A 23,541-nucleotide genomic window follows, 5' to 3' on the forward strand; every position below is an offset into this window, starting at 1 on the left:
CGTCACCGGACAGCCTGTTCCGTCCTATACGCTCGCATCACTCCCAACCAGTGGCACCGAGGGCCAGCGCGCTTACTGCACGGATTGCACGCTCAATTCAGTGGCTGGCGTCGAGGTTCATTGGAGCGCATCGGCTGCCACATGGCTGAGTGCCGGGAATATCGCCGCCAGCAAATGACGTTCGTGCTGATGCAGATACATCACTGCCTCCGGGCGGTTTTTTCATATTTGGAGACCTGAACGGTGGACTGGACAACTCTGTTCCAATCAATCCTGCCATATCTGCCTGCTCAGATCGCGGGCAATTTCACGGCCATTCTGACCTTCGTGGTGGCGCTATGTGCGCTGATTGCGAGATTCTGGCCCCGCCCGGCTGACGGGTCGAAGTGGCTGCCCCTTTACCTGATCGTCAACAGCATTGGCATGAACGGTAAGCACGCCACCAACGCCGACGACGCCAAGCCCTGACTGACGACACCGGCAATCGGGCCGGGATCAGTCATCACCATTCAGAAGGAAAAGACCATGAGTGAATCAACGACCACCGCCACAGAAACCGCCTCGATTCTTCCTGAGATCGAGACGTTGGGCATCAGCATGTTGCCGACCGTGGCTGCCATCATCATCAAGAAGCTGGCCCCGGATTGCGACGTGAATGGCGCAGTCTCCGCCGTCACAGGGATCGCCACCAATCTCAAGGCGCTGGAAACGGCTCTTGAGACCAAGACCTCACAGACCGCGTGACGGCTGACCTCATTGCCGGAGCCGTGGCGTTCATCGTTGCGGCTCTCGGTGCCCTGATCTGGTACGCCAACCGGGCGGGGAAGAACGCGGCGTCTGTCAGCACCTCCGAGGCCGCCAAGACCTCTGCCGATGCGACGACGCTCAAGGCACAACACATGGCGCAGGCTCAGGCAGACAAGCCAGCAACGGAAGATGCCGTGTTGCAGCGGCTCGGGGATGGCACGGCATGAGGCGGCTCGCTCTCGGGGCGCTTCTCGGGCTCTCCGCCTGCTCGTCTGTGCAGTACGTGCCCTGCCCTACCCTTGTGACCTATTCCAAGGCCGATCAAGCGGCGCTCGCTGCCGAGATCAAGGCTAGCCCCAAGCCGGAAACGGTGCGCTGGATAGGCGACTATATTGGGCTGCGGGACCAGGTGCGCGCTTGTCAGAAGTAAGGCGGCTCGGCCTTGAAAAGCACCGATTGCGCACCGAGCCGCCCGCGCTTATGCATCGCGCCGCTCTCGTTACCGTGAGTTACGGAGTCGAGTAACGTTAAAATAACGACACGTCCAAGGATCGATGATCCCGGTACCGCCATATCATTACGAGAAACTTACTGCGGCTATACGTTTCGATATCGCATCGTTAATAGGTCAATAATGGCGTTCACACGACTTTAACCGTCTATGTTGAACGTTTAACAGCGCTCCATGACTAAGAACCTGACCCTGGCAGCGGTAGCTGCGGCCTTCTGGGCCCTATCGACTACAACGAACTCGGTGGAGGGTCTCGGCCCCACATCGGATTTCCTGGCGTTCTCTGCGCAGGCTCTGTGCGTCATGTGGGTACTCCACGGGCTCTTCCTGATTTTCAGACAGTCCGAGGATCACGATTTAACCTGATCCAAGCGCCGTCTGATCCTGGCGGCTATGCGCCCTCATCTAGATCTGCATTGCCCCGCCAAGCCACCGAGTAATCCGGCGCCTGATGCGCGGGCGCTCCTGGCCCCCGATGTGGCCACATGTTCGAGCGCTTCAATTGCTCGGTGATCTTCTGGGCCAGTGCGTCCATCTCCGCCCCGGTCATCTTCGCGTTCACGCGCCTTGGCTTTCCGCGATAATCGAGCGAGATCGACATGCGGATAGCGAATGTCACGTCTTCTTCGGAGGCTGGGGTTAGGTCTGTCATGAGAGAGAACAGAACGCGAACAGACAATCGAGTCAAGCAGATGAATTTGAACGTTGCGTCTCGTTTGTAGAGATCAAAAGCATGTGCCGCAGCTAGTTTGGCGATTGGCTCTAAGAGCGGGCGATGCAGCATCTCCGCATTAAATCCCGCTGGTTCGCCCTCCCGTAGAGAATGCCCGCGCCGTCGCGCCAACTCGCAATACCACAAAATATAATCCAACCCGACGACCAACGGTACGATTGTTTCGCTGGAATAACCGAGCGCGCGTCGCCCGACGTTTTCGTGAAGGTTATCAGCAAGATAACTACATTTACAGCTGACATCACCCTGCTAACTCACACAAACCGGCGCTTACGCAATTAACGATTTATAACGACAGGAGGAATGTAAAATAACATGACCGAAACGTTTTTTGACGAATCGGCAACACAACGAAACTCAATGATATAGGAGTTACAAGAAGGTTACTCACAGCAAAATTTGGAAAATCACCGGATGAGAAAGAGCGACTTCTTGCAGGCTGTGAGGGGGTTTGCAGCCTCTATAGTTCTGGTCATGCACATATTTATATTCCAGTCTGGATTTTTCTCGTCCGGCTCCATGTTCTATCTCACGCGCGTATTTTCTACCTTCGGTGGGGACGGAGTAGACATATTTTTCGTTCTGTCGGGATTCCTCATGTACGGAATCGCACAAAAGGATGCCCCAGGATCTCGCGCGAAGAAATCACTCAAATTCGCGACGGATCGTGTATTCAGGATCTACCCGATCTTCCTTGTATCTGTATTGTTTTCTTACTGCGTTTTCCTATCCTGCAGCGGAATACAGGATGCGAATGAGCGGTTCAATCTCAAGGGTATTTTGCTACTAAGCAGGCAAAATGGCCTTAATCCGGTTTCCTGGACGCTTGTCTATGAGGTGTATTTCTATTTTGTCGTATCGGTTCTCGTATTGATACCGGCCCGATTCCCAATTGTTTTCTGGACCTGGGCATCATTGCAATGTGCTTATATCTACTATGCGCAATACATCAATCAGTCTTCGCAATTTTACATTGCCTGGACGCCAATTATCACTGAGTTCATTTTAGGCGCTTTTCTCAGGGTGATCATCGATTGTCGCAAGGTGGTCCTACCTCGCCTTTCAATGATTGCCGGGTGCTCATCGCTTGTCATCACCTCAATCGTCACGTGGTTTTATCAGGGACCCTCCGGGACCGAGACCCTCTCCGAGTGGAGCCATGTAGCTTTCGTTGCGCTACCCGCGGCGCTGGTGATGTATGGCGGCCTGAGCTTGGAACAGTCGGGCGTGCTACGGTCGCCCAAGATTATGAGTTGGCTGGGCGACATTTCGTATTCGCTCTACCTGTTCCACGTTCCGGTCAACTCACTATTTCTATTTCTCATGGTAAATCATGGCATGTACGACAAGGTACCCAGGCCATTTTATGTAATTCTATCCATTCCGATTTGTATAGCCGTCTCCGCCTTTGTCGCGACTTACGTTGAAATGCCATTGATGAAACATTCCCGATGGAAAGGTAAACGGATATCTGGGGTCAATGGAGTGCTGGCTGCAGGAAACCACTGAAACCCATCAGTAAGCCAATCTCTAACAAAAATCATATCGAGCCATCTGGAGAGTGATGGTACGGACTTTGATAGCAGCACGTTCGGCTCCTTCAACGAGGCTCAGAACTCGGCAAGCCACAAGCAAAGGGCGGCCCGAAAGCCGCCCCTGCCTATCACCACCACGATGAGATAATGGGCGTTGTGCCCGCTGTACACTCTGGGAAGCGTCCAGTTGATGAGCCGGTTTTACCCTCCCAGCGCGAGGCCGCAGAATCGCACGATCTGGCGGTTCAGTACAAGGGGAAAGCGAAAGGTCCATGTGGACCACAAAGGAGTCGTCGCCTATTGCAAAATATAGCTTTTGCAGGTGTCGGCAGTTGTGGACAGTTGCAGCTAGTGCGTTGAAATTGCCCATTTGGCGATGCCCTCTCACGGCGGCAACAGGGGTTCGAATCCCCTATGGGACGCCAATTACAAGTGACAGCCGCAGAAAACTGCCATTTCTGAGAAAAGTTTGACACTTTTTCAGATCGGTTTGACACTTGTCATTCTTTCCATAGCTTCTTTCGCAATGCGCCTTTGGTCTACGGCCTTGGTGTAGCGCTGTACTTCAGACAGGCTTGCATGGCCTGTGATGGCGGCAATCTGGTGTGTTGAGCACCCGGCCTCAGCTAATCGCCTTGCAGCTGCCTTGCGTAAGCCGTGAGGGCTCAAGCCATCTGGTAAACCGGCTTCTTCGCGCCACGCTGTGAACCGCATATATAATCCGTTTGCGGTAAATGCCTTCCCATCTTGTCGCTTCAGGAAAGTATTTCCCTCTGGTGCGAGCGCCAGTTCAACCGCCAGGTCGGGATGAATGGGGATCATCAGGGCTGCACCAGTCTTTTGCTGCGCGACTGACACCCATCCGTCAGTGACGTGGCGCGAGCTCATGCGTACAACGTCACTGCGCCGTTGCCCGGTGAATAGCAGCAGCGCCAGCGCAAGCCGAGGAACGGAGCCGGAAGGCCACCGCGCACAAAACTGGTCGATCTGATCGTCGGTCCAGGATTAAGCCCCTTCGGCTTTTTCCTTCAGCCGTTTGATGTTTCGCGCGGGGTTGTCGGGTCGCCATCCGTCATCGACAGCATAATCGAACAGCATACGGAAAAGCTTGAGCCGATGGTTTGCCGCAGCTGGGCGATCAGCAAGTCGTGCAACGAAACGGCGGATGTTCCGTGGTTCGAAATCGACCACCAAATGCACCGCGTAATCGTCGGCCTGCATATGTGCCAGGATCCGGCGATAATTGGTTTGCGTGGTGGGGCTGAGCTGCCGGAAGTGCGGCGATATAAGCCACAAGCTGACAAGGGTTGCGAATGTTCGCGGGCCTTCCGTCATGACTCTAATTGGATCCGGTCGGGCGATTGACAGCGCCGCCTGGTAGGCTATCAGAAATCCGGTGTCAGATATATCAGGCAACGCGATGGGCTTCATGCCCTCGCGGCGCAGGTAATATCTCACCCGACCGTGTCGATCCTTGAATTTCTGGATGTATTTCAGTCGCAGAATGGTCACGGCAGAGCATCAAGCGGATTAATCCGCGCCTCGATCATAGTTTCAAGTGCACGCTCGATGCCCACCAGTCGGTCAATCCAGGCATCAAGGTCGTCACGCAGCCAGGCCTGACAAGCCCCGCGCCGTGGCGCAGGCCGCCCTGTTAGCCGATGAAGAAAAGCAACACCACACAAGTGGACTGCCCATGACAACCGGAAACCAGGCGCAAACGCCCCTGAATGAAAACATCATCCCCATGCTGGGCGCATGGGCCGACCGATTCACCATGACGACCGAGGGAAAAGGAAAAGAGCAGTTTGACGTTATGCGCCGTGGCGTAGGGCTTTACAGCCTCTTGCATAGCGGCACGATCACGCAACGTCATGTCGAGGCCGCACAAAGCTGGGCGCGTGACGTTGAGACCGGCATCATGGGGGCCGCCGATCATGAGCGGCGCTCGACCGGACAAGGCACGCTTGAGGATATGCTGATTGCACGATCAGCCGCCGTGACGCGCTGCGAGAGCGTGCGCCGCAATTTGGGCCGCTATGCCGCCGATCTGCTCGTGCTCCTGGTGCTCGACGGCCTGCCCGTGTCACGCATCGCGCAGATTTACGGGAGAAGCCGCCATAACGTAGCAGGAGCTGTTTCGCTCGTGCTGGATCAGTTGAGCGATTATTACGGCACCACGCCTGCACCGCGTTGATTACAGACAATTTATCTCATTTATAAACGACGAGTTATCAGGTCGCGGGACCGCCAAAAACGAAGATCCTAGGTTAAGGATCAAATGGTAGATCTGATGTCAAACCTCCTGGATGCGTCGCTGATAATGAGAGAGTACCGAGTCCGCTCCCTGATCAGAGAAAACTTTCGCCATGCCTACCGCAGCTCTAGCCCCAGCGCTGGTGGCGCGAGCAATCATCGTTTGCTCATAAGACTGGATGGCAGCGATCTCGCCTCCCTGTGTTAGAGCATTTGCGAGGTCGAGCGCATCGGCCAGGGCGAGATTTACTCCCTCGCCACTAAACGGAGACATCAGATGGGCTGCATCGCCCAGCAGTGAGACCGCGGGATGCGTAATCCATTTCGCACCGATTGGCATGGCGTAAAGGGGGCGAATACCGAGAAAGTCGCCTTCGCTGATCAGTCTCTTCAGATCCGGCGACCATGAAGAGAAATACCGCGCCATTTGAGCTCGTGCATCCGCTGGCGATGCATCGCGCAGGGCTAGCGCTGCATCTTCGGACATGCGCATACCCGCATAGAAGCGAATGTGTCCCCCACCATTGCGCTGCAATATCAGGGCACGGTTATTACCCACTGCAAACATCTTGCCGTGACCGACAAGGGCTGCCGCGGCGGGGTCACGTTTCTCTTCAAAGCCGAGTTCGAGGAAGACGACACCTTCATAAACAGGTCTGATATCTGTGAGGAAAGAGCGAACATGCGACCATGCCCCGTCTGCGCCGATCACAATATCAAAGCGCTCTGAACTGTTTTCGCAGAAAACCGAGACTTCCCCGTCCTCGAAGGTGATTGCGTTGATGCGCTGGCCCCAACGTATGACGCCGGGTTCCAGTGATTCCAGCAAGATACGCCGCAGATCACCCCGGTCGATTTCGGGACGATTGGCGCCGTGACCATCATGCTCGAATATTAAGCGTCCGTTCTCATCATAAAGGCGGTCGCCTTGATCCTCGGGACGTGCGCAAGCCATGAAAGCTGCTTCGAGACCGGCGGCCTGCATCGCTTTTTGACCCGTTTCATCGTGCAGATCGAGTGATCCGCCCTGAGGTCTCGCTGTTGCATGTGAATCACGTTCTAGAACAGCAACGTTCATCCCCTGTCGCTTCAGCAAACGGGCCAGCAGCAGCCCACCCGGGCCGCCACCAACGATTCCGATACGCTTATCCATTGCCTTGATCGCCCTCACAAATTACATAGGAAGCTATATACTTAATATAGGATGCTATGCAATGCCAAATGCCCCATGGAACCCACTTGATCATGCAGGGCACTATCTCAGTCGTATCGGGCGTGGCCTGACCCGTATTGGTGATGCGCGGCTCCGTGTACTTGGCCTTGCGTCTGCGCAACTGCCGGTACTCTCCATGCTGCAAAACGGCGAGCGGCGCACGCAGAAGGAACTGGCAACTTTGGCAAAGGTCGAGCAGCCAACCATGGCGCAATTACTGTCACGAATGGAGCGCGACGGTTTGGTCCGGCGCGAGCCGGATCCCGAAGATCGACGCAGCACACTTATCTCACTGACTGAGCTTGCGCTCGAGCGCTTACCTGCGGGGCGAGAGGTGCTGCGCCAGGGTAACGCCGATATGACAAGGGGGCTAACAGCGGAGGAGAAGAAGACGCTGGTCTCCCTACTGAGACGCGTACTCGAGAATGTTGAAGCGCTTTAATTTTCGACGCCGTCAAACATGAGCTTTCATTTCATGCGGCAGGAAAAGCGCACATATTTGTTGATTGCTGACCTGATTTACCTCTTCGCTGCTCTGCGAGAGAAATACAGGCGGGTACGGCCCGTTTTCGGAAGTTTGGCTCGTGGCAAGCCTACTCTGTTCGGTTGCGCACTCTATGCGATCCTGAGAACGCTGAACCGAAATAGAAAATCAGGCATTGCCCACTACGACTATAGAAATGTTGTTGACGTGTTACAGCACCCGACACTAAACCTGTAAGCTCTACGCCGGCGCGTGACCGATGAAGGTCCGCGCCTTTTTTGTTGGCGTGCATTGTTCCACAATACCCTTGACCTTGACCAAATACCGATAATAGGAACGATATCGTCTGCTAGGCGTGTGACCGAACAAAGGTCCGCGCCTTTTTTGTTGGGCAGTCCCCTTCCTCCACAATAGAGCGATACCCCATGCACTCTCCTGTAGCCGCGAGCGCGGGCGATGTGTGCTGTTCGGGTGCCCGGCACTTCTATGTGCTGGCGGTTGAAGGCGTGCGGGCGCTCTGCGTGCCCGTTATTGCTGACCGGACAGTGATCCATCGTGCCGATGTGCCGATCTGGACCGGCTCGCATGAAAATTCCTCACTATGTGCCGGAATGATTGTTGTGCGCTGCACAATGCAGTGCTGGCGCGAAAACAAGTGGGATCGTCGTCTCATTCGACGTGACCCAGCGATAACACAGAAAATCATGGTCAGCTTACGTCGTGACCGACAAGCCAGAGAGACGGAACGGATCGGCCCAGGGCTTTTCCGCTCGATGCTCTCTTGCGGGCCTAGATTGGGTAGTTGCGGGCGAAAATGCGTCGCTGCACCCTTTGCATAGATCGACCTGAAATGACGAAGCCCCGGCTGCTCACAACAGCGCGGGGCTTCTTTGTTCAATCCTGAAAAGAGCAGGAAAGACAGTGAGTGATTCTAACAAAGATCGACTGAATCTGTACAGCGGGAAGTCAGGCATGACTCTGAATATGAAATTCAGCGGGTGGATTCGATTTGCTATTGGAATGGCCATTTTCGTGACGCCCTTCATTCCAATTATACATGACGTGCTCAATTATCTTGCAAGATGAAACGAGCACTAACCCGCCATGATAACGCGGGATTATCTGTCAGCCCCTATCGGGCAAGACGCCAGATAACCCGCCTGCATTCCTCATAACCCGCCAGATAATAACTGTTATCTGGCGGTTTTCAGGCCCCGGCCAAGGGGTGGAAATCTAATTAAATCAATATCTTGTCGGAGAGTTGGGGCAATGGCACCACCTACGGACGCGAAAAGGCCCCGTATCTCTGACGATGACCGCCTCACAAATATGTGGCTCCACAACCGCTCAGCGAACACGGCGCGGGCCTATCGTGCGGACCTTACCGCGTTCCGCAGCTGGGCGGCCAAACCGCTGGCCGAGGTGGTGCTTGATGACCTTCAGGCCTGGTTCGACAGCCTGCCCGGTTCGGATGCCACACGCCGCCGCAAGCTGGCCTCGGTCAAATCCGCCCTCGCCTTCGGGCTGCGTGTCGGATTTTTCGACGTGGACCCGGGCGCGGCGCTGCGCCTGGAGCGCGGGCGTGATCGTCTGAGTGAACGGATTCTGACTGAGGAAGATGTAAGGCGCATCATCGAGGGCGAGCCCTGCCCGCGAAAGCGGCTGGCGCTTCGCGTCCTGTATTTCATGGGGCTGCGCATTTCGGAAATGTGCGGCCTCACATGGCGAGACATGCCTGCGCCCCCGGCGTGCGGGTGTGGGCAGCGCATGAGGCGGAACACGCCCGCGCCATTGAAGCCAAGCGGAGACAGGAGCGGTCATGACCCCCAACCCTGACGACTACATGACGGATTCAGCGGGCCGCCTGGTGCCGCGTGCCAATGTAAAGCCCGAGGACCTGCTTCAGGATGAACTGGTACGCCGCCTTTTCGAGCGTGCCCGCGCCTTGCGCGAGACGATGCGCCAGTTTCGTGAGGATGCAGACAGCGACATTCGCTGTTTCCTCGACCTGCTAGCCGAGCAATACGGGGCCAGAAAAGGCGGCGCGAAAGGCAACCTGACCCTGAGCATCTATGACGGGCGCGAGCGGGTGACGATTGCCATAAGCGATTCCATCACCTTCGGGCCTGAGCTTCAGATTGCGAAAGAACTGGTCGACAGCTGCCTGACGCGCTGGACCGAGGGCGGCAACGCCAACATTCGCGCCATTGTCACCGACGCTTTCGACGTGGGCAAGGAAGGCAAGCTGAACGTCTCCAAAATCCTGGGCCTGCGTCGCCTCTCGATTGAGGATGACGAATGGCAACGGGCGATGCAGACCATCACCGACGCGGTGAAGGTCAACGCCTCGCGGGCGTATATCCGGTTTCATGAACGCGTGACCGCCAACAGTGAATATACGCAGGTTTCGCTTGATATAGCGAAGGCCTGAGCGAGTCCCGGCCAAGAACTGGACGCAGTTTTGTGGCGGGGGATAAGCTGGAATAAGCAGCTGATCCGAGTGCTAGTAACACTCACAGCGAAGCTGCCCCGCCTGCCACTGCAGCGGCGGGCGTATTATTGAGTAAATAAATGAAAGAGTCGAATCAGGGACTTGAGCCGGTCAAACCTGTATTGCCGGTTGCCGCCTATTTTGGCGGAAAACGTAACCTCACCAAGAACTTGAGCGCACGAATCGCGGCCATTTCTCACGAGACTTACGTTGAACCGTTTATAGGCATGGGCGGCGTCTTTTTGCGTCGCTCCCACAAGCCCAAGGGCGAGGTCATCAATGACCTGAACCGCGACCTTGCGAACCTCTTTCGTGTGCTGCAACGCCACTATAACCCGCTCATGGACATGTTGCGGTGGCAGATCACAAGCCGCGACGAATTCAAACGGTTACTGAGTGCCAACCCTGACAGTCTGACGGATCTGGAACGGGCGGCGCGGTTCCTGTACATCCAGCGGTGCGGCTATAGTGGGTTGATACAACGTCGCGCATTCGGTGTAAGTACCGCTGCCCCAGGGCGTTTCGACATGGCGCGCCTCGCTCCCCTACTTGAAGATGTGCATGCACGCATGACGGGCGTCATCATTGAGTGTCTGCCTTGGCCGATATCATCGAGAGGTATGACCGGCCCTCGACGCTGTTCTATCTCGACCCACCCTATTGGGGAAACGAGAAGGATTATGGCGCGCCGTTCAGTCGAGACCAGTTCACCGAAATGGCCGACCGCCTGGCAAACATTCAAGGACGGTTCATTCTGTCTCTCAATGACAGGCCAGAAGTGCGCGAGGTTTTCCACCGCTTCAAGATCGAGGCAGTCGCGGTGAATTACACAATCACCCCAAAATCAATCAGCAAGCGGGGTGAGGTCATCATTTCCAACTGACGCCTCGCCCATGGGGAATGTCGGGGCAGCGGTATTCTTCGCGTGTGGACGATTGCAATAAGTGCATAAGATACCGTTATCTTTTGTAGTCTCCTTGCTTATCGAAAGGCTGCTTTGCCGTGTGAGTTGCATGTCGCAGACCGCAAACCAAATCGATTAGAGGGAGAGCCGCTCCCGGAGATTCATCAGAAACCTGCTCCGTTATCATAGCTGATCCAAGGCGATCGCAACGCCAGCCCGCGTCTTTCTCAATATCGCGATAGACAGTAGGCGCACCGCACGGCGGCATCTTGCTTTTATTCCATCAAGCCCTGAACAAAATCTGCAAATTGCCTTGCCTTTGCGGTCATCATTCTCCCCGCGGGGAAGACAGCCCACAGGTCGATATCAGGCAATGACCATGCCGGTAGCAGGCGCGTTACGGCGCCGTTCTCCAGTTCAGGGGCAAACATCCAGTCCGAGGTGATGGTCAGGCCCATATCAGCGAGTATGGCTGCCCGCAGGCCCTCGGCAGCGCTGACCCTAAGACGCCCCGCAACGGACACCGAGACGGCCGAGCCATCCCTGTGAAATGACCAGACATTGGGGAGCTGACTGTAAACGATCGCGTTGTGATCAGCCAGATCGGCAGGAACCAACGGCATGCCCGCACGCGCCAGATAGGCCGGTGTGGCGAGCACCGAACGTTTTCCCGTCGCCAGCTTGCGCGCGACCGCTGAGGAATCGGCCAAAGCCCCCATACGCAACGAGATATCAACCCCCTCGGCCACGAGATCGATCATCCGGTCATCAAGCAGAATATCCACATCGAGCTGCGGATGCGCATCGAGAAACGCTGGTAGCCGCGGTATGATGTGCAATCGTGCAAATGTTGTCGCCGCCGATACACGCAAACGCCCGGACAGACCGCTCCCCGCACCACGCGCGGCCAGCTCCGCTTCGTCGGCCTCCTGAAGCGCATTGCGTGCGCGTTCATAATATGCCTGCCCTGCTTCGGTGGGTGTAAGGCCATGAGTGGAGCGTATGAGCAGGCTGACCTGTAGCCTTGCTTCCAGCTGTGCCACGATTTTCGACACAGCGGGCTGACCGACATGAAGCTGCCGTGCAGCTGCTGAGAATGAACCCGTTTCGACTACACGCACGAACGTGGTCATCGCCTGATGTCGGTCCATCCTATTCCTCCCGGGAATGATGCTTATCGCATCGAGCCATCTGCCATGCCCAGTGAAACAGAGCCAAACCAGGCCTGCAACCCGGTCAGCATCGGGGAAGGATGGAGCAGGGTTCAGGATGATCGTTCATTTCACCAACGCCGTATCAACACGACCGGTGTCGCATTTCATCTCGGCCTATCAGCTCACCGGTGGCCTGCCACAAGCCATGGTCGCTGCCCTTCTCCCGGCGCTCTCCGCTCTCCTTGCAAAACCTGATGGAGGAACCGCTCATGATTGAGGTCTACGCTTTCGCGACGCCCAACAGCGTCAAGGTCACCATCGCGCTGGAAGAGCTCGATCTCGCCTATGCGCTACACGGCATCAATATCCGGCAAGGCGAACAGGGTACCCCGGCCTTCACGACGCTTAATCCCAACCAGAAGGTTCCCGTACTGGTTGATCACGACGCGAGGGATGAGAATCTCGTCCTCACAGAGTCTGCAGCCATACTCGTGTACCTGGCTGAAAAAACCGGCCGCCTTCTCCCTGCAACCGGGGCCGAACGGGCGCGCGTTTTCGAACAGCTTTTCTTTCACGCCTCTGCCCTGAGCCCCGCCTTCGGCCAATCGGGTTTCTTCCAGCGTTTCGCCAGCGAGAAACTGCCTCTCGCGATCGAGCGCTTCGATAAAGAGGCAAAACGCGTCCTGCATGTGCTCGACACTTTGCTGGCGCAACGGGATTTCGTGGCAGGCGATCATTTTACTATCGCCGATATAGCCCATTTCGGTTGGCTCTGGCGGCGCAATTTTCCCGGCCTCACCCTCGATGACACCCCTCATATCGCCCGCTGGTACGAGCGGATTGCGGCCAGACCTGGCGTTCAGCGCGGTATCGCCCGGGTTGAGACGCTCGCCGCCCCAAACTGATCCCTCCCTGATCGTTCCGAGGTTATTCCCATGAACAGACTTTTTACGCCCTTCAATGCCGGGGCGCTGTCGCTCGGCCACAGAATCGTCATGGCACCCCTTACGCGCATGCGGTCGGACCATACTGGCAAGGCCAATGCCCTCATGGCGCTGTATTACAGCCAGCGCAGCTCACCCGGCGGTCTTATCATCTCAGAGGCAACACCCGTTGCGCTCGAGGGATACGGCTATGCCGGCGCGCCGGGCATCTATGACGACTCCCAGATAGACGGGTGGCGCAAGGTGACCGAAGCCGTTCATGCACGCGGTGGCAAAATTGTCATGCAGTTGTGGCACGTAGGACGACAGTCGCATCCTGATCTGCAGCCAGGTGGTGCAGCCCCGGTCGCGCCCTCTGCAATCAAGGCAGAAGGCGACGCCTATACGCCCGGCGGCCCTGCCCCGTTTTCCATGCCGCGAGCCCTCTCGCTGGAGGAAATTCCTGCGGTGATCGAGCAGTTCAGGGAAGGTGCCGCAAGGGCAAAGCAGGCAGGTTTTGATGGCGTGGAAATTCACGGCGCCAATGGCTATCTGCCAGACCAGTTCCTGCAGGACGGTACCAACCACCGCACCGATGAATATGGTGGCCCGATCGAGAACCGCGCCTGCTTCCTGTTGGAAGTGACCCAGGCAGCCATATCCGTCTGGGGGGCAGACCGCGTGGGTGTTCGCCTGAGCCCAAGTGGCACCTACGGCTCGATGTCAGACAGCAAGCCCAAAGAAACCTTCGGCTATGTGGCAGAGCAGCTGGACAGGCTCGGCATCGCCTATCTGCATGTAGTTGAACCCCGCATCAAGGGCACGGAACTCATCGCCGAAAGCGAGCCCGTGGCCGCGCGTGATTTGCGCGAGAGATTTCGGGGCACGCTGATCGCGGCAGGTGGGTTCGACAAAAACAGTGCCGCAGCCGTGCTCGCATCCGGTGATGCCGATGCCGTCGCCTTCGGCCGGCATTTCATCAGCAATCCCGATCTGCCTGCGCGCCTGCGCGGGGACCTTGCTCTGACAGATTACGACCGCTCGACCTTCTACGGCGGCGATGCTCGTGGCTACACCGACTATCCATTCTTAGACGCCCCGTCAGCAGAGCAATAACCACCGCGGTTATTCCATCAGGGAATGATCATTAGTCGCTCCTGCCATCATCCCTGCGGTACGGCGGCCTCCTATCGTCAGATCCGTCATCAGATTTCAAGGAAACGAACCCATGACACTCCAGGCAAAGCTCGACGCCTTCAAGACCGACTTTGAAGCCGGAAAGCCCCCCTATAACGTTCCGCATAGCGTCATCGAAACCATGCACCGCGCCACCGCCGAGCTGGTTGCGTCCGGCGCTGCGGAAAGAGCCCGCAAAGCAGGAGACAAGGCACCCGTTTTTACGCTGAACGACCCCGAGGGTAACCCTGTCTCCTCTGCTGATCTTCTGGCCAAGGGGCCCTTGGTCATTAGCTTTTATCGCGGTGTGTGGTGCCCTTACTGCAACATGGAATTGCAGGCTCTCGAAGCGGCACTTCCCTCATTTCGTGAGCTTGGTGCCCATCTGGTAGCAATCTCCCCGCAAACGGCGGTGAACAGTCGGAAATCAGTCCGCCAGAATGAACTGCAATTTCCGATCCTGTCTGACACGCATAATGACGTCGCCGCGCAGTTCGGCCTTCGCTTCACCCTGCCGGATTATCTGATTGAGCTTTACAAGAATCTCAAGAACGATCTGCCCGACTTCAATGGTGACGACAGCTGGACGCTGCCCATGCCTGGCCGCTTCGTCATCGGGCAGGACGGCGTCATTCTCTATGCCGAGGTCAACCCAGATTATACGCGTCGCCCGGAACCTGCCGACATGCTTCCTGCCCTGCGCCACACTACCCAGTCGGCCGACTGATCGCTCCATCCATACCGCCCCGGCTCGCGCAGGGGCGGAGTTTTTCACTGAGGATACGGAGAGAGATATGCGCTCCAATGACATGGGCAATAGCTTCACTCGCCATTTGATGGGTGACGAACAATCCGCCAAGCTCATCGCGGCATCACAGTCAGGCACTTTCGGCGCAGCCATAGCCGGGTATGCAGTTGATCATGTTTTCGAGGACATCTGGACACGTGAAGGGCTCGATCAGGCGCGTCGAAGTCTCATCACCATGACCGTCATGGTTGCGCTGCGCCAGCCCCATGAATTCGGCCTTCATATGGGTTTTGCGCTCGATCACGGTATGAAGCTGAAGGAAATTGAGGAAGCGCTGATACAGATGCTTCCTTATGTGGGCTTTCCCGCCATTTCGGGTGTCATGCCTGTCGCTGCAAAAATCATTGCCGAGCGTGGGCTCGACAAAAGCGACGAATATGAAGGCCATCGGGGTCTGCTGTAAGCCCTCGCCCAGGTACTGCACCCTGCCGGTAGAACGGACCTTGTCTCGCGCTGCCGATGACAACCAGCTTGCATCGTGAACGAACCTCTCTTCGCCCCTCACGCGCTGCATGAGTACTTCGCGGCGATCTGCCTTTGAAAAGGACCAGTTATGACGAAACTGCATCGAAAAACGGCCCTTGTGACCGGAGGAAGCAGCGGGCTCGGGCTTGCAATCGCGACGCGTTTTATCGCTGAAGGCGCATTTGTCTATATTACCGGTCGGCGACAAGCCGAGCTTGACCGGGCTGTAAAGGCATTGGGCAGTCAGGCCGCCTCTATACAGGCAGATGTCAGTCTCCCCGGCGATATCGAACGCATGGTGGAAACGATACGGCGTGAACGTGGGGCTATCGATATTCTGGTCGCCAATGCCGGTATCGTTCTGCCTCAAACACTCGAACAGGCAACACAAGCCAATTACGATCGGACGTTCGATATCAACGTGAAAGGCCTGTATTTCACGATCAGCAAGGCACTTGGCCTGTTGCGGTCTGGCAGTTCAGTCATCCTTGTCTCATCCATCGCTGCCAATAAGGGTGTGCCTGGCTATGGCACATACAGCGCAAGCAAGGCTGCAATACGCAGCCTGTCCAGAACCTGGACGGCCGAACTGGTCGAACGCGGCATACGGATCAATACCCTCAGCCCCGGACCGTTCGACACACCAATCATGGACGGCCAGGCCGATACGCCGGAAGGTGCCGAAGCCGTCAAGCGTCAATGGGCCGCGGCCGTGCCCATGAAGCGATTGGGGCGGCCAGAGGAACTTGCTGCGGCCGCGCTCTTTCTGGCTTCTGATGAAAGCAGTTATGTTGCAGGCATTGACCTCATTGTCGACGGTGGTGCGGCCGCGGTCTAGGGCTCCGTGATCACCACAGGATTGCGATCACCAGTACGGTGGAGCGTCAGCAGGACCCGCCCATACTGCCAATCAGACTGACTTGGTTTCGCAAGGGTGAGCTATCATGATCCGTTTTTATTTTCATCCCACGCCCAACCCGGCGAAAATTGCCCTCATGCTCGAGGAAACCGGTTTGCCCTATGAGGCCATACCGGTCGATACCCGCAAGGGTGATCAGCATGACCCGGCGTTTCTCGCGATCAACCCCAATGGCAAGGTGCCTGCCATTATCGACACCGAAGGTCCTGCGGGCCCGGCAACACGCGTGTTCGATTCCAATGCAATACTGCTCTACCTTGCTGAAAAAACCGGGCAATATCTTGCCCCCCCCGCGGACCGGCCTGAATTGCTGTCATGGTTGATGTTTATCGCATCCGGGCTTGGGCCTTTTTCCGGTCAGGCCGTGCATTTTCAGCATGCCGCGCCCGCCGGGCTGGACTACGCCGTCAATCGGTACAGGCGCGAGGTCGAACGACATTACACAGTTCTCGACCAGCACCTCACGGACCGCCGTTACATCGTGGGCGATACTTTCACAATTGCCGATATGTCTGCCTGGGGCTGGCTGGAGCGTGCGCCCCGTGTGCTCAAGGAAGAGTATCCGCTCGAGCGCTGGCCTGCACTTGATCGCTTCATGCACGACATCAATGCCCGACCGGCCGTGTCGCGCGTGCAGACGCTCATGAAGAGGTACGCATTCAAGACAGATATGGACGATCAGGCACAACGGGCCCTCTTCCCATCCAATTTCCCTATCCACAATCGAGAGCAGCGCTCATGACCGCTTCGGAAAACTATACACCGCCCAGCGTCTGGACATGGGACAAACAGAATGGTGGCAAATTTGCCAGCACCAATCGCCCTGTCGCCGGGCCGACGCATGAAAAGAACCTCCCCGTAGGGCATCACCCGCTCCAGCTGTACTCACTGGGTACGCCCAATGGGGTAAAGGTGACGATCATGCTGGAGGAACTCCTGGCCCTGGGACATGAGGGGGCGGAATATGATGCCTGGCTGATCAATATAGGGGATGGCGATCAGTTCGGATCGGGTTTTACTGCCATCAACCCGAATTCCAAGATCCCGGCGCTGGTTGACCAAAGCGGGGGCACCCCCCTGCCCGTTTTCGAATCAGGATCGATCCTGCTTTATCTCGCCGAGAAATTCGCGGCTTTTCTGCCTCGGGATGTTCCATCGCGCACGGCCTGTCTGAACTGGCTTTTCTGGCAAGTCGGCAGCGCACCCTATCTCGGCGGCGGCTTTGGCCATTTCTATGCCTACGCCCCTGAGAAGATCGAATATGCAATCAACCGGTTCGCCATGGAGACCAAACGCCAGCTGGACGTTCTCGACCGGCAGCTTGCCAGGCATGAATATATAGCAGGCGACACCTATACAATCGCCGATATGGCAATCTTTCCCTGGTATGGCGGCCTTGTTGAAGGCTGGCTCTATAATGATGCTGCACAATTTCTGAGCGTTCAGGAATATTCCCATGTGCAGGCGTGGTCAGCCCGGTTGCTCGAACGCCCTGCTGTCCAGCGGGGTCGGATGGTGAACAGGCTCTCCGGCCCGCTCTCTTCCCAGCTTCGCGAACGCCATGACAGCTCGGATTTCGAGCTTAGAACGCAGGACAAATTGCCGAAAGACAGCGCGATCTGATCGCTTCCACCCCGCCGCATCGGGCGATGCACCCCGCATCGCCCGGAACTACCAGCGTATCAGCCACGGCAATACCAGACGCGTGCCGCAGGCCACCAGCGCACAGGCCAATGAATACCAGACGACGAGATAAAGCGGGTCATCAAAGGGGCAGGCCAGAGCAAAGACGAGCGCACCAAAAGCCGCGCCGGCAATGCCGGTGACCCACGCCGTTCCGCGCACATCAACCGGTGCGCCGCGACGCACGATAACACCCAGCGCGAGGACAGCCGGAAGGGCAAGCTCCACGATCTCGCGTGCACAAACCATGCCATGCGCCGGATCCAGCCTGAGCCATAACGCCTCTGGCCCAGCCTGGAGCGCATCCACAAGCCAGCCAAGGGCAAAAAGAACAACAGCCGTCACGCCCAGCCGACGCAGCCCCTGCCGGGGCGAACGCGTCGGGTCGAGCGAGACCAGCGCCGAAGCGCCGCCCAGCCCGACGATCAGCAGCAGCCCGATTGCCTTCCACCAGAAGCTCATCATGTGCATGGCATGGGGCATGTCAGGGCGCATCAGGCCAAACCCGAGCACTGCACCAATCTCGACCCCGGCGAGAACCGCGAGGGTCAAGGCATCGCGCCAGAGCGAGCGCCTCCGGACGGGGCGAAGATCGGTTACAAACTGCTCGATCAGGGGATCATTCACCATCATTGCCTCCCATCACCAGCGTGCTCATACGACTCAACCCACGATGGATATTGACCTTCACCAGCGTCGCGGATTGCCCTGTTCGACGTGCTGCCTCCTCAATGCTCAAACCCTGCAACTTCACCAACCTGATCGCTTCTGCCGGCCCCGGCTTCAACTGCGCCAGAAGCTTTTCCAGTGCATGAGCCGTGGTCACCTGTTCCTCGTGATCGCCCACAGCCACCGTCTCATCAAGCAGGGTCGTTTGTGTACGTCTCGCGGCCCGGAGGCGATCAATCCATTTGTAACGCGCAATGGCCGCAATCCACGGGCCGAATTTCTGGGAAGGATCGAAGGTGTGACGCTTCTCATGCACCGCCATGAGGGTGTCCTGAACGGCATCATCGACCATTGAGGGCGGCAGGCGTTTGAGGAAAAAACGGCGCAACCATGCCTGTGCCTCGCCCAGCACCAGACGATAAGCCTGTGCATCTCCTGCCTGCGCGGCCTCCATCCAACGGCTCCAATCCGCTTCTGTCAAAAATCTGCTGCCTTCATGCGTGACCGGAAATCATTTCCTACCGCTATCATTTGACATACGTAAAGACCCAGTCGCCGTAGAAAGTGCGAGGACTGGCTCTGTCCGCCAGCTTGCCGGGAAGCTGGCACGCAGTGCGTCCAGCCGGGGAGCATCATAGGTTTCAATGTAAATATTGTGCGGATAACGCGCTGCGAAATTCTGATGCTCTCTTTCCGCCCCGGTAAATGCCTTGTCAGGCTGAACATGCGTTGCGATGGGCTGGGCAAAGATGTGGGCGGCATCAAGCTGCGCGATATAGGCCTCTGCCTCGCGCGCCTGTTGCGCTGTGCGCGTGAAGATGACGGATCGGTATTGTGGCCCCGTATCGGGGAATTGCTGGTCGATCTGCGTCGGGTCCAGTGCCACGGTGAAGAATATCCGCATCAGCGTACCAAAGCTGACGAGGGTCGGATCATACTCGACCTCAACGGACTCCGCGTGGCCGGTATTGCCTTCGCTGACGCGTTCATATTGGGCTGTATCACGCGCGCCACCGTCATATCCGGCTCGGGTCGCGGTGACGCCTCGCACATGCTGGAAAATGCTCTGCACCCCCCAGAAACACCCTCCCGCGAAAACAACACTGGATGGGGTCATCCCCGGACGGGAATCATCGGGGGGTGCCGTCATCTGCCCGATGGGTTTGTCGTTACCGGTCTTTGCCACGATAACGGGCTCAGGCAAGGTCGGATAGGCAGACGCCCTTGAAGTGACCTCGTGCAGAATTCCATAAAGGCTGAATGTGGCGAGCGCGACACCAAGCACGTTTTTTCTGATCATCATGCGAACTTTCAGACTGGCCTGAAGGTAAGGGCTGCGCCGTTCATGCAGTAGCGCAAGCCGGTCGGTTGGGGACCGTCATCAAAGACATGGCCAAGATGACCACCGCATGTCGCGCAGCTTACCTCCGTGCGCTCCATGCCAAGACTGTCATCCCTACGCTCCTGAACAGCATGGGGCAGCGCTGCCGTGAAACTTGGCCAGCCCGTCCCGCTTTCGAACTTGCTGCGTGAGTCAAATGCCGGCGTTGCGCAGCCTGCGCAGGCAAAACGCCCCTGTCGGTGTTCGTTCAGGAGCGGGCTGGACCAGGGTGCCTCTGTGCCAGCCTCGCGCAGAATCTCGAATTGCTCCGGTGTGAGCAGGCGCCGCCATTCAGCAGCACTATGCGTCACGGGATAAGGTTCTGCGCCCCAGGCGCGGCCCGACAGAGCCAGACAGACCGAAGCAAGGCAGAATTGTCGACGCGATGTCATGAACTTCGCCCTTTTGCTGAATTTCACACCATCCTTCGTGCTGCACCGCGCAGAGGTTACGGGCAGCCGCATCGTTTTTTTTCAGCCCGTGCCGTAACCTTTAGGGACTTGCGCACGAAGGAAGCTCTGCCAGCTTCCAGAAGACTCAGGGAACAAACTGCCATGTCACGATCGCGACGCGCGCCCGCACCGATCATACGCCTCACCCATTGGGCAGGCGCGCTTGCCATGCTCGTCATGATCGGTAGTGGCTGGCAGATCTACAACGCCTCCCCTATCCTGAATTTCGAATTCCCCGCAGCCATCACCCTTGGAGGCTGGCTTGGCGGCGGCATTGCCTGGCATTTTGCTGCCATGTGGGTGCTGATGGGGGCGGGGCTGGTTTATGTCGTGTATGGCGCGGCAAGCGGGCATTTTCGCAATGACCTGCGCCCCGCAGGACCGCGATCTGTGATGAGGGATATAGGGCAGGCCCTGCGCCTGAAGCTCTCCCACAAGGCCGGTCACTACAACGCCGTGCAACGTGCGCTCTACACGGGCGTGCTTGTGGTGGCTGTGCTGACGGTCGCGACTGGCCTCTCGATCTGGAAACCCGTGCAACTTGGATGGCTGACCTGGTTGTTCGGAGGCTACGACATTGCCCGGTGCATCCATTTTGCCATGATGAGCCTGATTGTGGGCTTTCTTCTACTTCATGTCGCGCTTGCCCTGATGGTGCCTGCCACCTTGTGGGGCATGGTGTTCGGGCGACGCATGCCAGATAGCGACAAGGAGAGCGCATCATGAGCCCGCCGAAAATCGACCGCGCCGGTGTCGCGCCTGAGTTGCGCAAGCTTGAACGCAGGCTCTTCCTGCGGAACAGTCTTTCGCTTGGTGGGCTTTCTCTGCTTTCAGGCTGCGCACTGGATGATAATGCGTCGGTGGAACACGCCCTCAGCTTTATGTCACGTTTCACCGACCGGATGCAGGCGCTTCTTTTCAGCCGTCAGCGCCTCGCAAGGGAATTTGACCCGTCACGCATCACACATCCCTTTCCATTCAATGCCTATTACGACGAGAGCGACGTAAGGCTCGTCGAGACTTCATCCTGGCGGCTGGAGGTGAGCGGGCTTGTTTCAGACAAGAGCTTCTGGTCGGTCGCCCGGTTTCGTACCCTGCCGCAGAAAAAGCAGATCACGCGCCATATCTGCGTGGAGGGGTGGAGCGCTATCGGAGATTGGTCGGGGGTTCCGCTCTCTGTATTCCTGCAGCATGTCGGGGCCGATCTGCGGGCAAAATATGTGAATTTCCGCTGTTTTGATGATTACAGCACGAGTATCGATATGGCGACTGCACTTCATCCGCAGACAATCATGGCGCTGGATTTCGGCGGAACACCTCTTCCGCCCTCCTATGGCGCCCCGATGAAGATCCGTATCCCTACAAAACTCGGCTATAAAAACCCGAAATATCTCGCCTCCATTGAGGTCACGAATCATTTCCCGGGCGGATATTGGGAAGACCAGGGGTATGACTGGTTCGGCGGTTCATAAAAAATCAGGCAGCTATGTAACCTGCGGCAAGGCTGATGCGAAAGGAAAGATATCGGAAGCTGGCGCGGCCATTTTCCGATCTTTCAAACCGATCCAGGAATGTAATCATGTCTTTTCGTACACTTGCACTTGCCTGTGCTTTTTCTTCGACACTGCTGCTGGGAGCGCCTGCCTTCGCTCAGGACACCATGTCACAAGGGACGATGTCGCAGGGAACGATGTCGCAGGGCGCTATGGCACATGACAGCATGTCACACGGTGACATGTCTTCAGACAGCATGAAGAAGCATGCCATGACGAAGGACGAAATGGCGCCCCACGGGATGTCGAAGCGGTCCATGAGCAAGCATGGCAGCATGATGAAATCAGAGAGCATGGAAAAGAAGAACAAGATGGGTAATGCGATGAAGCACGACCCGATGGAACATGACGCGATGAGCAATGACTCGAAAGGCGAGATGGCAAAGCCGAACTAAGGGCCAGACGCCTGTGGCCAAAAGCCACAGGTCGTCCCTTTGGGGCGTAATCGAGTTCTGGTCCTAGCGAAATGTCAAACAGCGCCGGGGCACGTTAGAAAAAGATGACATCAGAGAGCTTTCGCCTTCGCTGCCGATAAGCTGTGCCCCATAGGATAATTCGAGTAGCTATCGTGTCAGATGTCCACGCAAAGCATCGATAAACACTCGAACCTTGGAGGATAGGCTGCGATGTTCCGCATAGACGGCATGGACCTCCACCTTCTCCGCCTCATAGTCTGGGAGCAGTCTCGCAAGTCGCCCTCGCTCGATTAAAGGGCTTGCCAAGAAGGCAGGTAGACGTCCGACCCCTCCCCCGTTTTCGAGGACGACCTGCAGGACGGCAGGCTCCGGTATGACGGATCGAACAGCGACAGGTACGCGATGCTCGCGATCAGAGCGATCCCTGAAACGCCAGATCGACGGTTGATCGGTCCACCCAAGCAACTCGTGATCGGTCAAGTCCTGCGGCGTCTGGGGCGTACCCCTTTCCAAGAGATAGGACGGACTGGCACAGGGCCATAAGTCGATCCTGCCCAGCTTGCTGGCGATCAGGTCAGAGTTGGGCATGGTCCCTATCCGGATTGCCACATCAACATCCTCCCTCGCCAGATCGACAATCCGGTTCTCAGCCTCGAGATGGATGCGCAACTCAGGATACGCTCGCAGAAAATGCGGCAGCATCGGCGCTACCAGCCCGATTGCGAACGTTGTAGCAGCGCTGATTTTCAGAACGCCCCTGGGCTGCCCCGTCACACCATCGAGGGCCGCTGTGGCCTCATTCAGATCATCCATGACGCGTCTTGCGTGGACCAGGAGTATGCGCCCGGCCTCCGTCAATCTGAGGGCGTGCGGACCGCGCTCGAAGAGCTTTGCCCCTATTTCCTCCTCCAGACGGGACAACGCCCGGCTGAGCGATGATTTAGGCGTTCCTGTGGCGCGCGCAGCCGCGCTGAGGCTCAGGGTCTCCGTAATGCACACAAAGCTGCCGAGATCATCTGAGTTCATATTCTCGTTCCAGATATGGAACGATACGTCTACAATGACGCG

At 57.1% G+C, this 23,541-nt stretch carries 31 protein-coding genes and 1 pseudogene; 22 read left to right on the forward strand and 10 right to left on the reverse strand.

The genetic code is table 11. The annotated features are described in order from the left end of the window. The first annotated feature begins 243 nt into the window (after positions 1–243). From ED655_RS07900 to ED655_RS07915, 4 genes are read left to right on the forward strand one after another with little or no spacing between them, the layout of a single operon-like run. Positions 244–468: a hypothetical protein gene (locus ED655_RS07900; protein WP_122049708.1), complete on the forward strand. Its 225-nt coding sequence runs from the start codon at positions 244–246 to the stop codon at positions 466–468. A gap of 57 nt (positions 469–525) precedes the next feature. Next, a complete protein-coding gene (locus ED655_RS07905; RefSeq protein ID WP_122049709.1) occupies positions 526–744 on the forward strand; it encodes a hypothetical protein in 219 nt (72 codons plus the stop codon). After that, positions 741–974: a hypothetical protein gene (locus ED655_RS07910; protein ID WP_122049710.1), complete on the forward strand. Its 234-nt coding sequence runs from the start codon at positions 741–743 to the stop codon at positions 972–974. The genes ED655_RS07905 and ED655_RS07910 overlap by 4 nt, the downstream gene beginning before the upstream one ends. After that, entirely contained in the window at positions 971–1,177 is a 207-nt protein-coding gene (locus ED655_RS07915; RefSeq protein ID WP_122049711.1) for a hypothetical protein, read from the forward strand. The genes ED655_RS07910 and ED655_RS07915 overlap by 4 nt, the downstream gene beginning before the upstream one ends. A gap of 472 nt (positions 1,178–1,649) precedes the next feature. Here the strand turns inward: ED655_RS07915 and ED655_RS07920 are convergent, their stop codons facing one another. Beyond that, positions 1,650–1,910 (reverse strand): hypothetical protein, encoded by a 261-nt coding sequence (locus tag ED655_RS07920; protein WP_162993437.1) that lies wholly within the window; start codon positions 1,908–1,910, stop codon positions 1,650–1,652. 495 nt (positions 1,911–2,405) lie between these two features. Between ED655_RS07920 and ED655_RS07925 the strand changes: the two genes are divergently transcribed. After that, positions 2,406–3,500 (forward strand): acyltransferase family protein, encoded by a 1,095-nt coding sequence (locus ED655_RS07925; RefSeq protein ID WP_122049713.1) that lies wholly within the window; start codon positions 2,406–2,408, stop codon positions 3,498–3,500. Between the two features lie 506 nt (positions 3,501–4,006). On the opposite strand, the gene ED655_RS15855 is transcribed toward ED655_RS07925, so the two are convergent. Together ED655_RS15855 and ED655_RS15860 are read right to left on the reverse strand one after the other, a co-directional pair. Further along, positions 4,007–4,513, reverse strand: a complete 507-nt coding sequence (locus tag ED655_RS15855) for a tyrosine-type recombinase/integrase (RefSeq protein WP_277302609.1) — start codon at positions 4,511–4,513, stop codon at positions 4,007–4,009. An 18-nt stretch (positions 4,514–4,531) separates the two neighbouring features. Further along, a complete protein-coding gene (locus ED655_RS15860; RefSeq protein ID WP_240993570.1) occupies positions 4,532–4,957 on the reverse strand; it encodes a hypothetical protein in 426 nt (141 codons plus the stop codon). Positions 4,958–5,222: 265 nt separating this feature from the next. Between ED655_RS15860 and ED655_RS07935 the strand changes: the two genes are divergently transcribed. After that, positions 5,223–5,723: a hypothetical protein gene (locus ED655_RS07935; protein ID WP_122049714.1), complete on the forward strand. Its 501-nt coding sequence runs from the start codon at positions 5,223–5,225 to the stop codon at positions 5,721–5,723. 99 nt (positions 5,724–5,822) lie between these two features. Here ED655_RS07935 and ED655_RS07940 read toward each other — a convergent pair whose 3' ends face one another. Further along, positions 5,823–6,935 carry an FAD-dependent oxidoreductase gene (locus ED655_RS07940; RefSeq protein ID WP_122049715.1) on the reverse strand — a complete coding sequence of 371 codons (1,113 nt, stop codon included), beginning with the start codon at positions 6,933–6,935 and terminating at the stop codon, positions 5,823–5,825. A gap of 61 nt (positions 6,936–6,996) precedes the next feature. Between ED655_RS07940 and ED655_RS07945 the strand changes: the two genes are divergently transcribed. From ED655_RS07945 to ED655_RS15870, 5 genes and pseudogenes are all read left to right on the forward strand, one after another. Beyond that, positions 6,997–7,437, forward strand: coding sequence for a MarR family winged helix-turn-helix transcriptional regulator (locus ED655_RS07945; protein ID WP_122049716.1), 441 nt, complete (start codon positions 6,997–6,999; stop codon positions 7,435–7,437). Between the two features lie 1,371 nt (positions 7,438–8,808). Then, on the forward strand, positions 8,809–9,315 hold the full coding sequence (locus ED655_RS07960; protein WP_240993571.1) for a tyrosine-type recombinase/integrase: 507 nt from the start codon (positions 8,809–8,811) through the stop codon (positions 9,313–9,315). Continuing rightward, complete coding sequence (locus ED655_RS07965) at positions 9,299–9,910, forward strand: DUF3164 family protein (RefSeq protein ID WP_122049718.1); 612 nt, start codon at positions 9,299–9,301, stop codon at positions 9,908–9,910. Before ED655_RS07960 ends, ED655_RS07965 begins: the two co-directional genes overlap by 17 nt. 140 nt (positions 9,911–10,050) lie before the next feature. Continuing rightward, positions 10,051–10,395 (forward strand): annotated as a pseudogene (locus tag ED655_RS15865) (DNA adenine methylase); the annotation flags it as partial. A gap of 173 nt (positions 10,396–10,568) precedes the next feature. Then, on the forward strand, positions 10,569–10,853 hold the full coding sequence (locus ED655_RS15870) for a DNA adenine methylase (protein WP_240993577.1): 285 nt from the start codon (positions 10,569–10,571) through the stop codon (positions 10,851–10,853). Between the two features lie 296 nt (positions 10,854–11,149). Here ED655_RS15870 and ED655_RS07975 read toward each other — a convergent pair whose 3' ends face one another. Beyond that, positions 11,150–12,025, reverse strand: a complete 876-nt coding sequence (locus tag ED655_RS07975) for a LysR family transcriptional regulator (RefSeq protein ID WP_122049719.1) — start codon at positions 12,023–12,025, stop codon at positions 11,150–11,152. Between the two features lie 118 nt (positions 12,026–12,143). Between ED655_RS07975 and ED655_RS15505 the strand changes: the two genes are divergently transcribed. The 8 genes from ED655_RS15505 (at position 12,144) to yghU (ending at position 17,942) form a co-directional block, all read left to right on the forward strand. Further along, positions 12,144–12,305 carry a hypothetical protein gene (locus ED655_RS15505; RefSeq protein ID WP_162993438.1) on the forward strand — a complete coding sequence of 54 codons (162 nt, stop codon included), beginning with the start codon at positions 12,144–12,146 and terminating at the stop codon, positions 12,303–12,305. Next, complete coding sequence (locus ED655_RS07980; RefSeq protein WP_122049720.1) at positions 12,298–12,933, forward strand: glutathione S-transferase family protein; 636 nt, start codon at positions 12,298–12,300, stop codon at positions 12,931–12,933. The genes ED655_RS15505 and ED655_RS07980 overlap by 8 nt, the downstream gene beginning before the upstream one ends. Positions 12,934–12,963: 30 nt before the next feature. Then, positions 12,964–14,067, forward strand: a complete 1,104-nt coding sequence (locus tag ED655_RS07985) for an alkene reductase (RefSeq protein WP_122049721.1) — start codon at positions 12,964–12,966, stop codon at positions 14,065–14,067. 112 nt (positions 14,068–14,179) lie between these two features. Beyond that, positions 14,180–14,854 (forward strand): peroxiredoxin-like family protein, encoded by a 675-nt coding sequence (locus ED655_RS07990; protein WP_122049722.1) that lies wholly within the window; start codon positions 14,180–14,182, stop codon positions 14,852–14,854. A 67-nt stretch (positions 14,855–14,921) separates the two neighbouring features. Beyond that, positions 14,922–15,338, forward strand: coding sequence for a carboxymuconolactone decarboxylase family protein (locus ED655_RS07995; RefSeq protein WP_162993439.1), 417 nt, complete (start codon positions 14,922–14,924; stop codon positions 15,336–15,338). Positions 15,339–15,488: 150 nt separating this feature from the next. Further along, positions 15,489–16,238, forward strand: coding sequence for an SDR family NAD(P)-dependent oxidoreductase (locus ED655_RS08000; protein ID WP_122049724.1), 750 nt, complete (start codon positions 15,489–15,491; stop codon positions 16,236–16,238). Between the two features lie 106 nt (positions 16,239–16,344). Continuing rightward, positions 16,345–17,061, forward strand: coding sequence for a glutathione S-transferase family protein (locus ED655_RS08005; RefSeq protein WP_122049725.1), 717 nt, complete (start codon positions 16,345–16,347; stop codon positions 17,059–17,061). Next, positions 17,058–17,942 (forward strand): glutathione-dependent disulfide-bond oxidoreductase, encoded by an 885-nt coding sequence (gene yghU, locus ED655_RS08010; RefSeq protein WP_122049726.1) that lies wholly within the window; start codon positions 17,058–17,060, stop codon positions 17,940–17,942. The genes ED655_RS08005 and yghU overlap by 4 nt, the downstream gene beginning before the upstream one ends. A 48-nt stretch (positions 17,943–17,990) precedes the next feature. Here the strand turns inward: yghU and ED655_RS08015 are convergent, their stop codons facing one another. The 4 genes from ED655_RS08015 to msrB are packed head-to-tail and all read right to left on the reverse strand — an operon-like array spanning position 17,991 to position 20,444. Beyond that, positions 17,991–18,635, reverse strand: a complete 645-nt coding sequence (locus ED655_RS08015) for an NrsF family protein (protein ID WP_122049727.1) — start codon at positions 18,633–18,635, stop codon at positions 17,991–17,993. Next, positions 18,622–19,152 (reverse strand): sigma-70 family RNA polymerase sigma factor, encoded by a 531-nt coding sequence (locus ED655_RS08020; protein ID WP_255424179.1) that lies wholly within the window; start codon positions 19,150–19,152, stop codon positions 18,622–18,624. Before ED655_RS08020 ends, ED655_RS08015 begins: the two co-directional genes overlap by 14 nt. Positions 19,153–19,182: 30 nt before the next feature. Next, on the reverse strand, positions 19,183–19,974 hold the full coding sequence (gene msrA, locus ED655_RS08025) for a peptide-methionine (S)-S-oxide reductase MsrA (protein WP_240993572.1): 792 nt from the start codon (positions 19,972–19,974) through the stop codon (positions 19,183–19,185). A gap of 8 nt (positions 19,975–19,982) precedes the next feature. Then, the gene (gene msrB, locus ED655_RS08030) at positions 19,983–20,444 is read right to left on the reverse strand and encodes a peptide-methionine (R)-S-oxide reductase MsrB (RefSeq protein WP_122049728.1); all 462 of its coding nucleotides are present in this window, start codon (positions 20,442–20,444) and stop codon (positions 19,983–19,985) included. Between the two features lie 162 nt (positions 20,445–20,606). Here msrB and ED655_RS08035 point away from each other — a divergent pair, with 162 nt between their 5' ends. The 3 genes from ED655_RS08035 (at position 20,607) to ED655_RS08045 (ending at position 22,452) form a co-directional block, all read left to right on the forward strand. Next, entirely contained in the window at positions 20,607–21,230 is a 624-nt protein-coding gene (locus ED655_RS08035; protein ID WP_122049729.1) for a cytochrome b/b6 domain-containing protein, read from the forward strand. Beyond that, the gene (locus ED655_RS08040; RefSeq protein WP_122049730.1) at positions 21,227–21,976 is read left to right on the forward strand and encodes a molybdopterin-dependent oxidoreductase; all 750 of its coding nucleotides are present in this window, start codon (positions 21,227–21,229) and stop codon (positions 21,974–21,976) included. The genes ED655_RS08035 and ED655_RS08040 overlap by 4 nt, the downstream gene beginning before the upstream one ends. A gap of 107 nt (positions 21,977–22,083) precedes the next feature. After that, on the forward strand, positions 22,084–22,452 hold the full coding sequence (locus tag ED655_RS08045; protein ID WP_122049731.1) for a pentapeptide MXKDX repeat protein: 369 nt from the start codon (positions 22,084–22,086) through the stop codon (positions 22,450–22,452). A 168-nt stretch (positions 22,453–22,620) separates the two neighbouring features. Here the strand turns inward: ED655_RS08045 and ED655_RS08050 are convergent, their stop codons facing one another. After that, the gene (locus ED655_RS08050) at positions 22,621–23,499 is read right to left on the reverse strand and encodes a LysR family transcriptional regulator (RefSeq protein ID WP_122049732.1); all 879 of its coding nucleotides are present in this window, start codon (positions 23,497–23,499) and stop codon (positions 22,621–22,623) included. Positions 23,500–23,541 lie beyond the last annotated feature (42 nt).

The organism is Asaia bogorensis, assembly GCF_900465345.1.
In the GTDB taxonomy this organism is placed as follows: domain Bacteria; phylum Pseudomonadota; class Alphaproteobacteria; order Acetobacterales; family Acetobacteraceae; genus Asaia; species Asaia bogorensis_A.

Excerpts from the sequence above, each read along its gene's own strand:
- ED655_RS07940 (WP_122049715.1), bottom strand. The coding sequence starts at position 6,935 with ATGGATAAGCGTATCGGAATCGTTGGTGGCGGCCCGGGTGGGCTGCTG.
- ED655_RS08040 (WP_122049730.1), top strand. The coding sequence starts at position 21,227 with ATGAGCCCGCCGAAAATCGACCGCGCCGGTGTCGCGCCTGAGTTGCGC.
- ED655_RS07945 (WP_122049716.1), top strand. The coding sequence starts at position 6,997 with ATGCCAAATGCCCCATGGAACCCACTTGATCATGCAGGGCACTATCTC.
- msrA (WP_240993572.1), bottom strand. The coding sequence starts at position 19,974 with ATGATGATCAGAAAAAACGTGCTTGGTGTCGCGCTCGCCACATTCAGC.
- ED655_RS07905 (WP_122049709.1), top strand. The coding sequence starts at position 526 with ATGAGTGAATCAACGACCACCGCCACAGAAACCGCCTCGATTCTTCCT.
- ED655_RS08050 (WP_122049732.1), bottom strand. The coding sequence starts at position 23,499 with ATGAACTCAGATGATCTCGGCAGCTTTGTGTGCATTACGGAGACCCTG.
- ED655_RS08035 (WP_122049729.1), top strand. The coding sequence starts at position 20,607 with ATGTCACGATCGCGACGCGCGCCCGCACCGATCATACGCCTCACCCAT.
- ED655_RS08005 (WP_122049725.1), top strand. The coding sequence starts at position 16,345 with ATGATCCGTTTTTATTTTCATCCCACGCCCAACCCGGCGAAAATTGCC.
- ED655_RS07920 (WP_162993437.1), bottom strand. The coding sequence starts at position 1,910 with ATGACAGACCTAACCCCAGCCTCCGAAGAAGACGTGACATTCGCTATC.
- ED655_RS07960 (WP_240993571.1), top strand. The coding sequence starts at position 8,809 with ATGTGGCTCCACAACCGCTCAGCGAACACGGCGCGGGCCTATCGTGCG.
- ED655_RS07935 (WP_122049714.1), top strand. The coding sequence starts at position 5,223 with ATGACAACCGGAAACCAGGCGCAAACGCCCCTGAATGAAAACATCATC.
- ED655_RS07925 (WP_122049713.1), top strand. The coding sequence starts at position 2,406 with ATGAGAAAGAGCGACTTCTTGCAGGCTGTGAGGGGGTTTGCAGCCTCT.
- ED655_RS08000 (WP_122049724.1), top strand. The coding sequence starts at position 15,489 with ATGACGAAACTGCATCGAAAAACGGCCCTTGTGACCGGAGGAAGCAGC.
- ED655_RS15860 (WP_240993570.1), bottom strand. The coding sequence starts at position 4,957 with ATGAAGCCCATCGCGTTGCCTGATATATCTGACACCGGATTTCTGATA.
- ED655_RS08015 (WP_122049727.1), bottom strand. The coding sequence starts at position 18,635 with ATGATGGTGAATGATCCCCTGATCGAGCAGTTTGTAACCGATCTTCGC.
- ED655_RS15505 (WP_162993438.1), top strand. The coding sequence starts at position 12,144 with ATGATCGTTCATTTCACCAACGCCGTATCAACACGACCGGTGTCGCAT.
- ED655_RS07995 (WP_162993439.1), top strand. The coding sequence starts at position 14,922 with ATGCGCTCCAATGACATGGGCAATAGCTTCACTCGCCATTTGATGGGT.
- ED655_RS07990 (WP_122049722.1), top strand. The coding sequence starts at position 14,180 with ATGACACTCCAGGCAAAGCTCGACGCCTTCAAGACCGACTTTGAAGCC.
- ED655_RS08045 (WP_122049731.1), top strand. The coding sequence starts at position 22,084 with ATGTCTTTTCGTACACTTGCACTTGCCTGTGCTTTTTCTTCGACACTG.
- msrB (WP_122049728.1), bottom strand. The coding sequence starts at position 20,444 with ATGACATCGCGTCGACAATTCTGCCTTGCTTCGGTCTGTCTGGCTCTG.
- ED655_RS07975 (WP_122049719.1), bottom strand. The coding sequence starts at position 12,025 with ATGGACCGACATCAGGCGATGACCACGTTCGTGCGTGTAGTCGAAACG.
- ED655_RS07980 (WP_122049720.1), top strand. The coding sequence starts at position 12,298 with ATGATTGAGGTCTACGCTTTCGCGACGCCCAACAGCGTCAAGGTCACC.
- yghU (WP_122049726.1), top strand. The coding sequence starts at position 17,058 with ATGACCGCTTCGGAAAACTATACACCGCCCAGCGTCTGGACATGGGAC.
- ED655_RS07985 (WP_122049721.1), top strand. The coding sequence starts at position 12,964 with ATGAACAGACTTTTTACGCCCTTCAATGCCGGGGCGCTGTCGCTCGGC.
- ED655_RS07965 (WP_122049718.1), top strand. The coding sequence starts at position 9,299 with ATGACCCCCAACCCTGACGACTACATGACGGATTCAGCGGGCCGCCTG.
- ED655_RS07915 (WP_122049711.1), top strand. The coding sequence starts at position 971 with ATGAGGCGGCTCGCTCTCGGGGCGCTTCTCGGGCTCTCCGCCTGCTCG.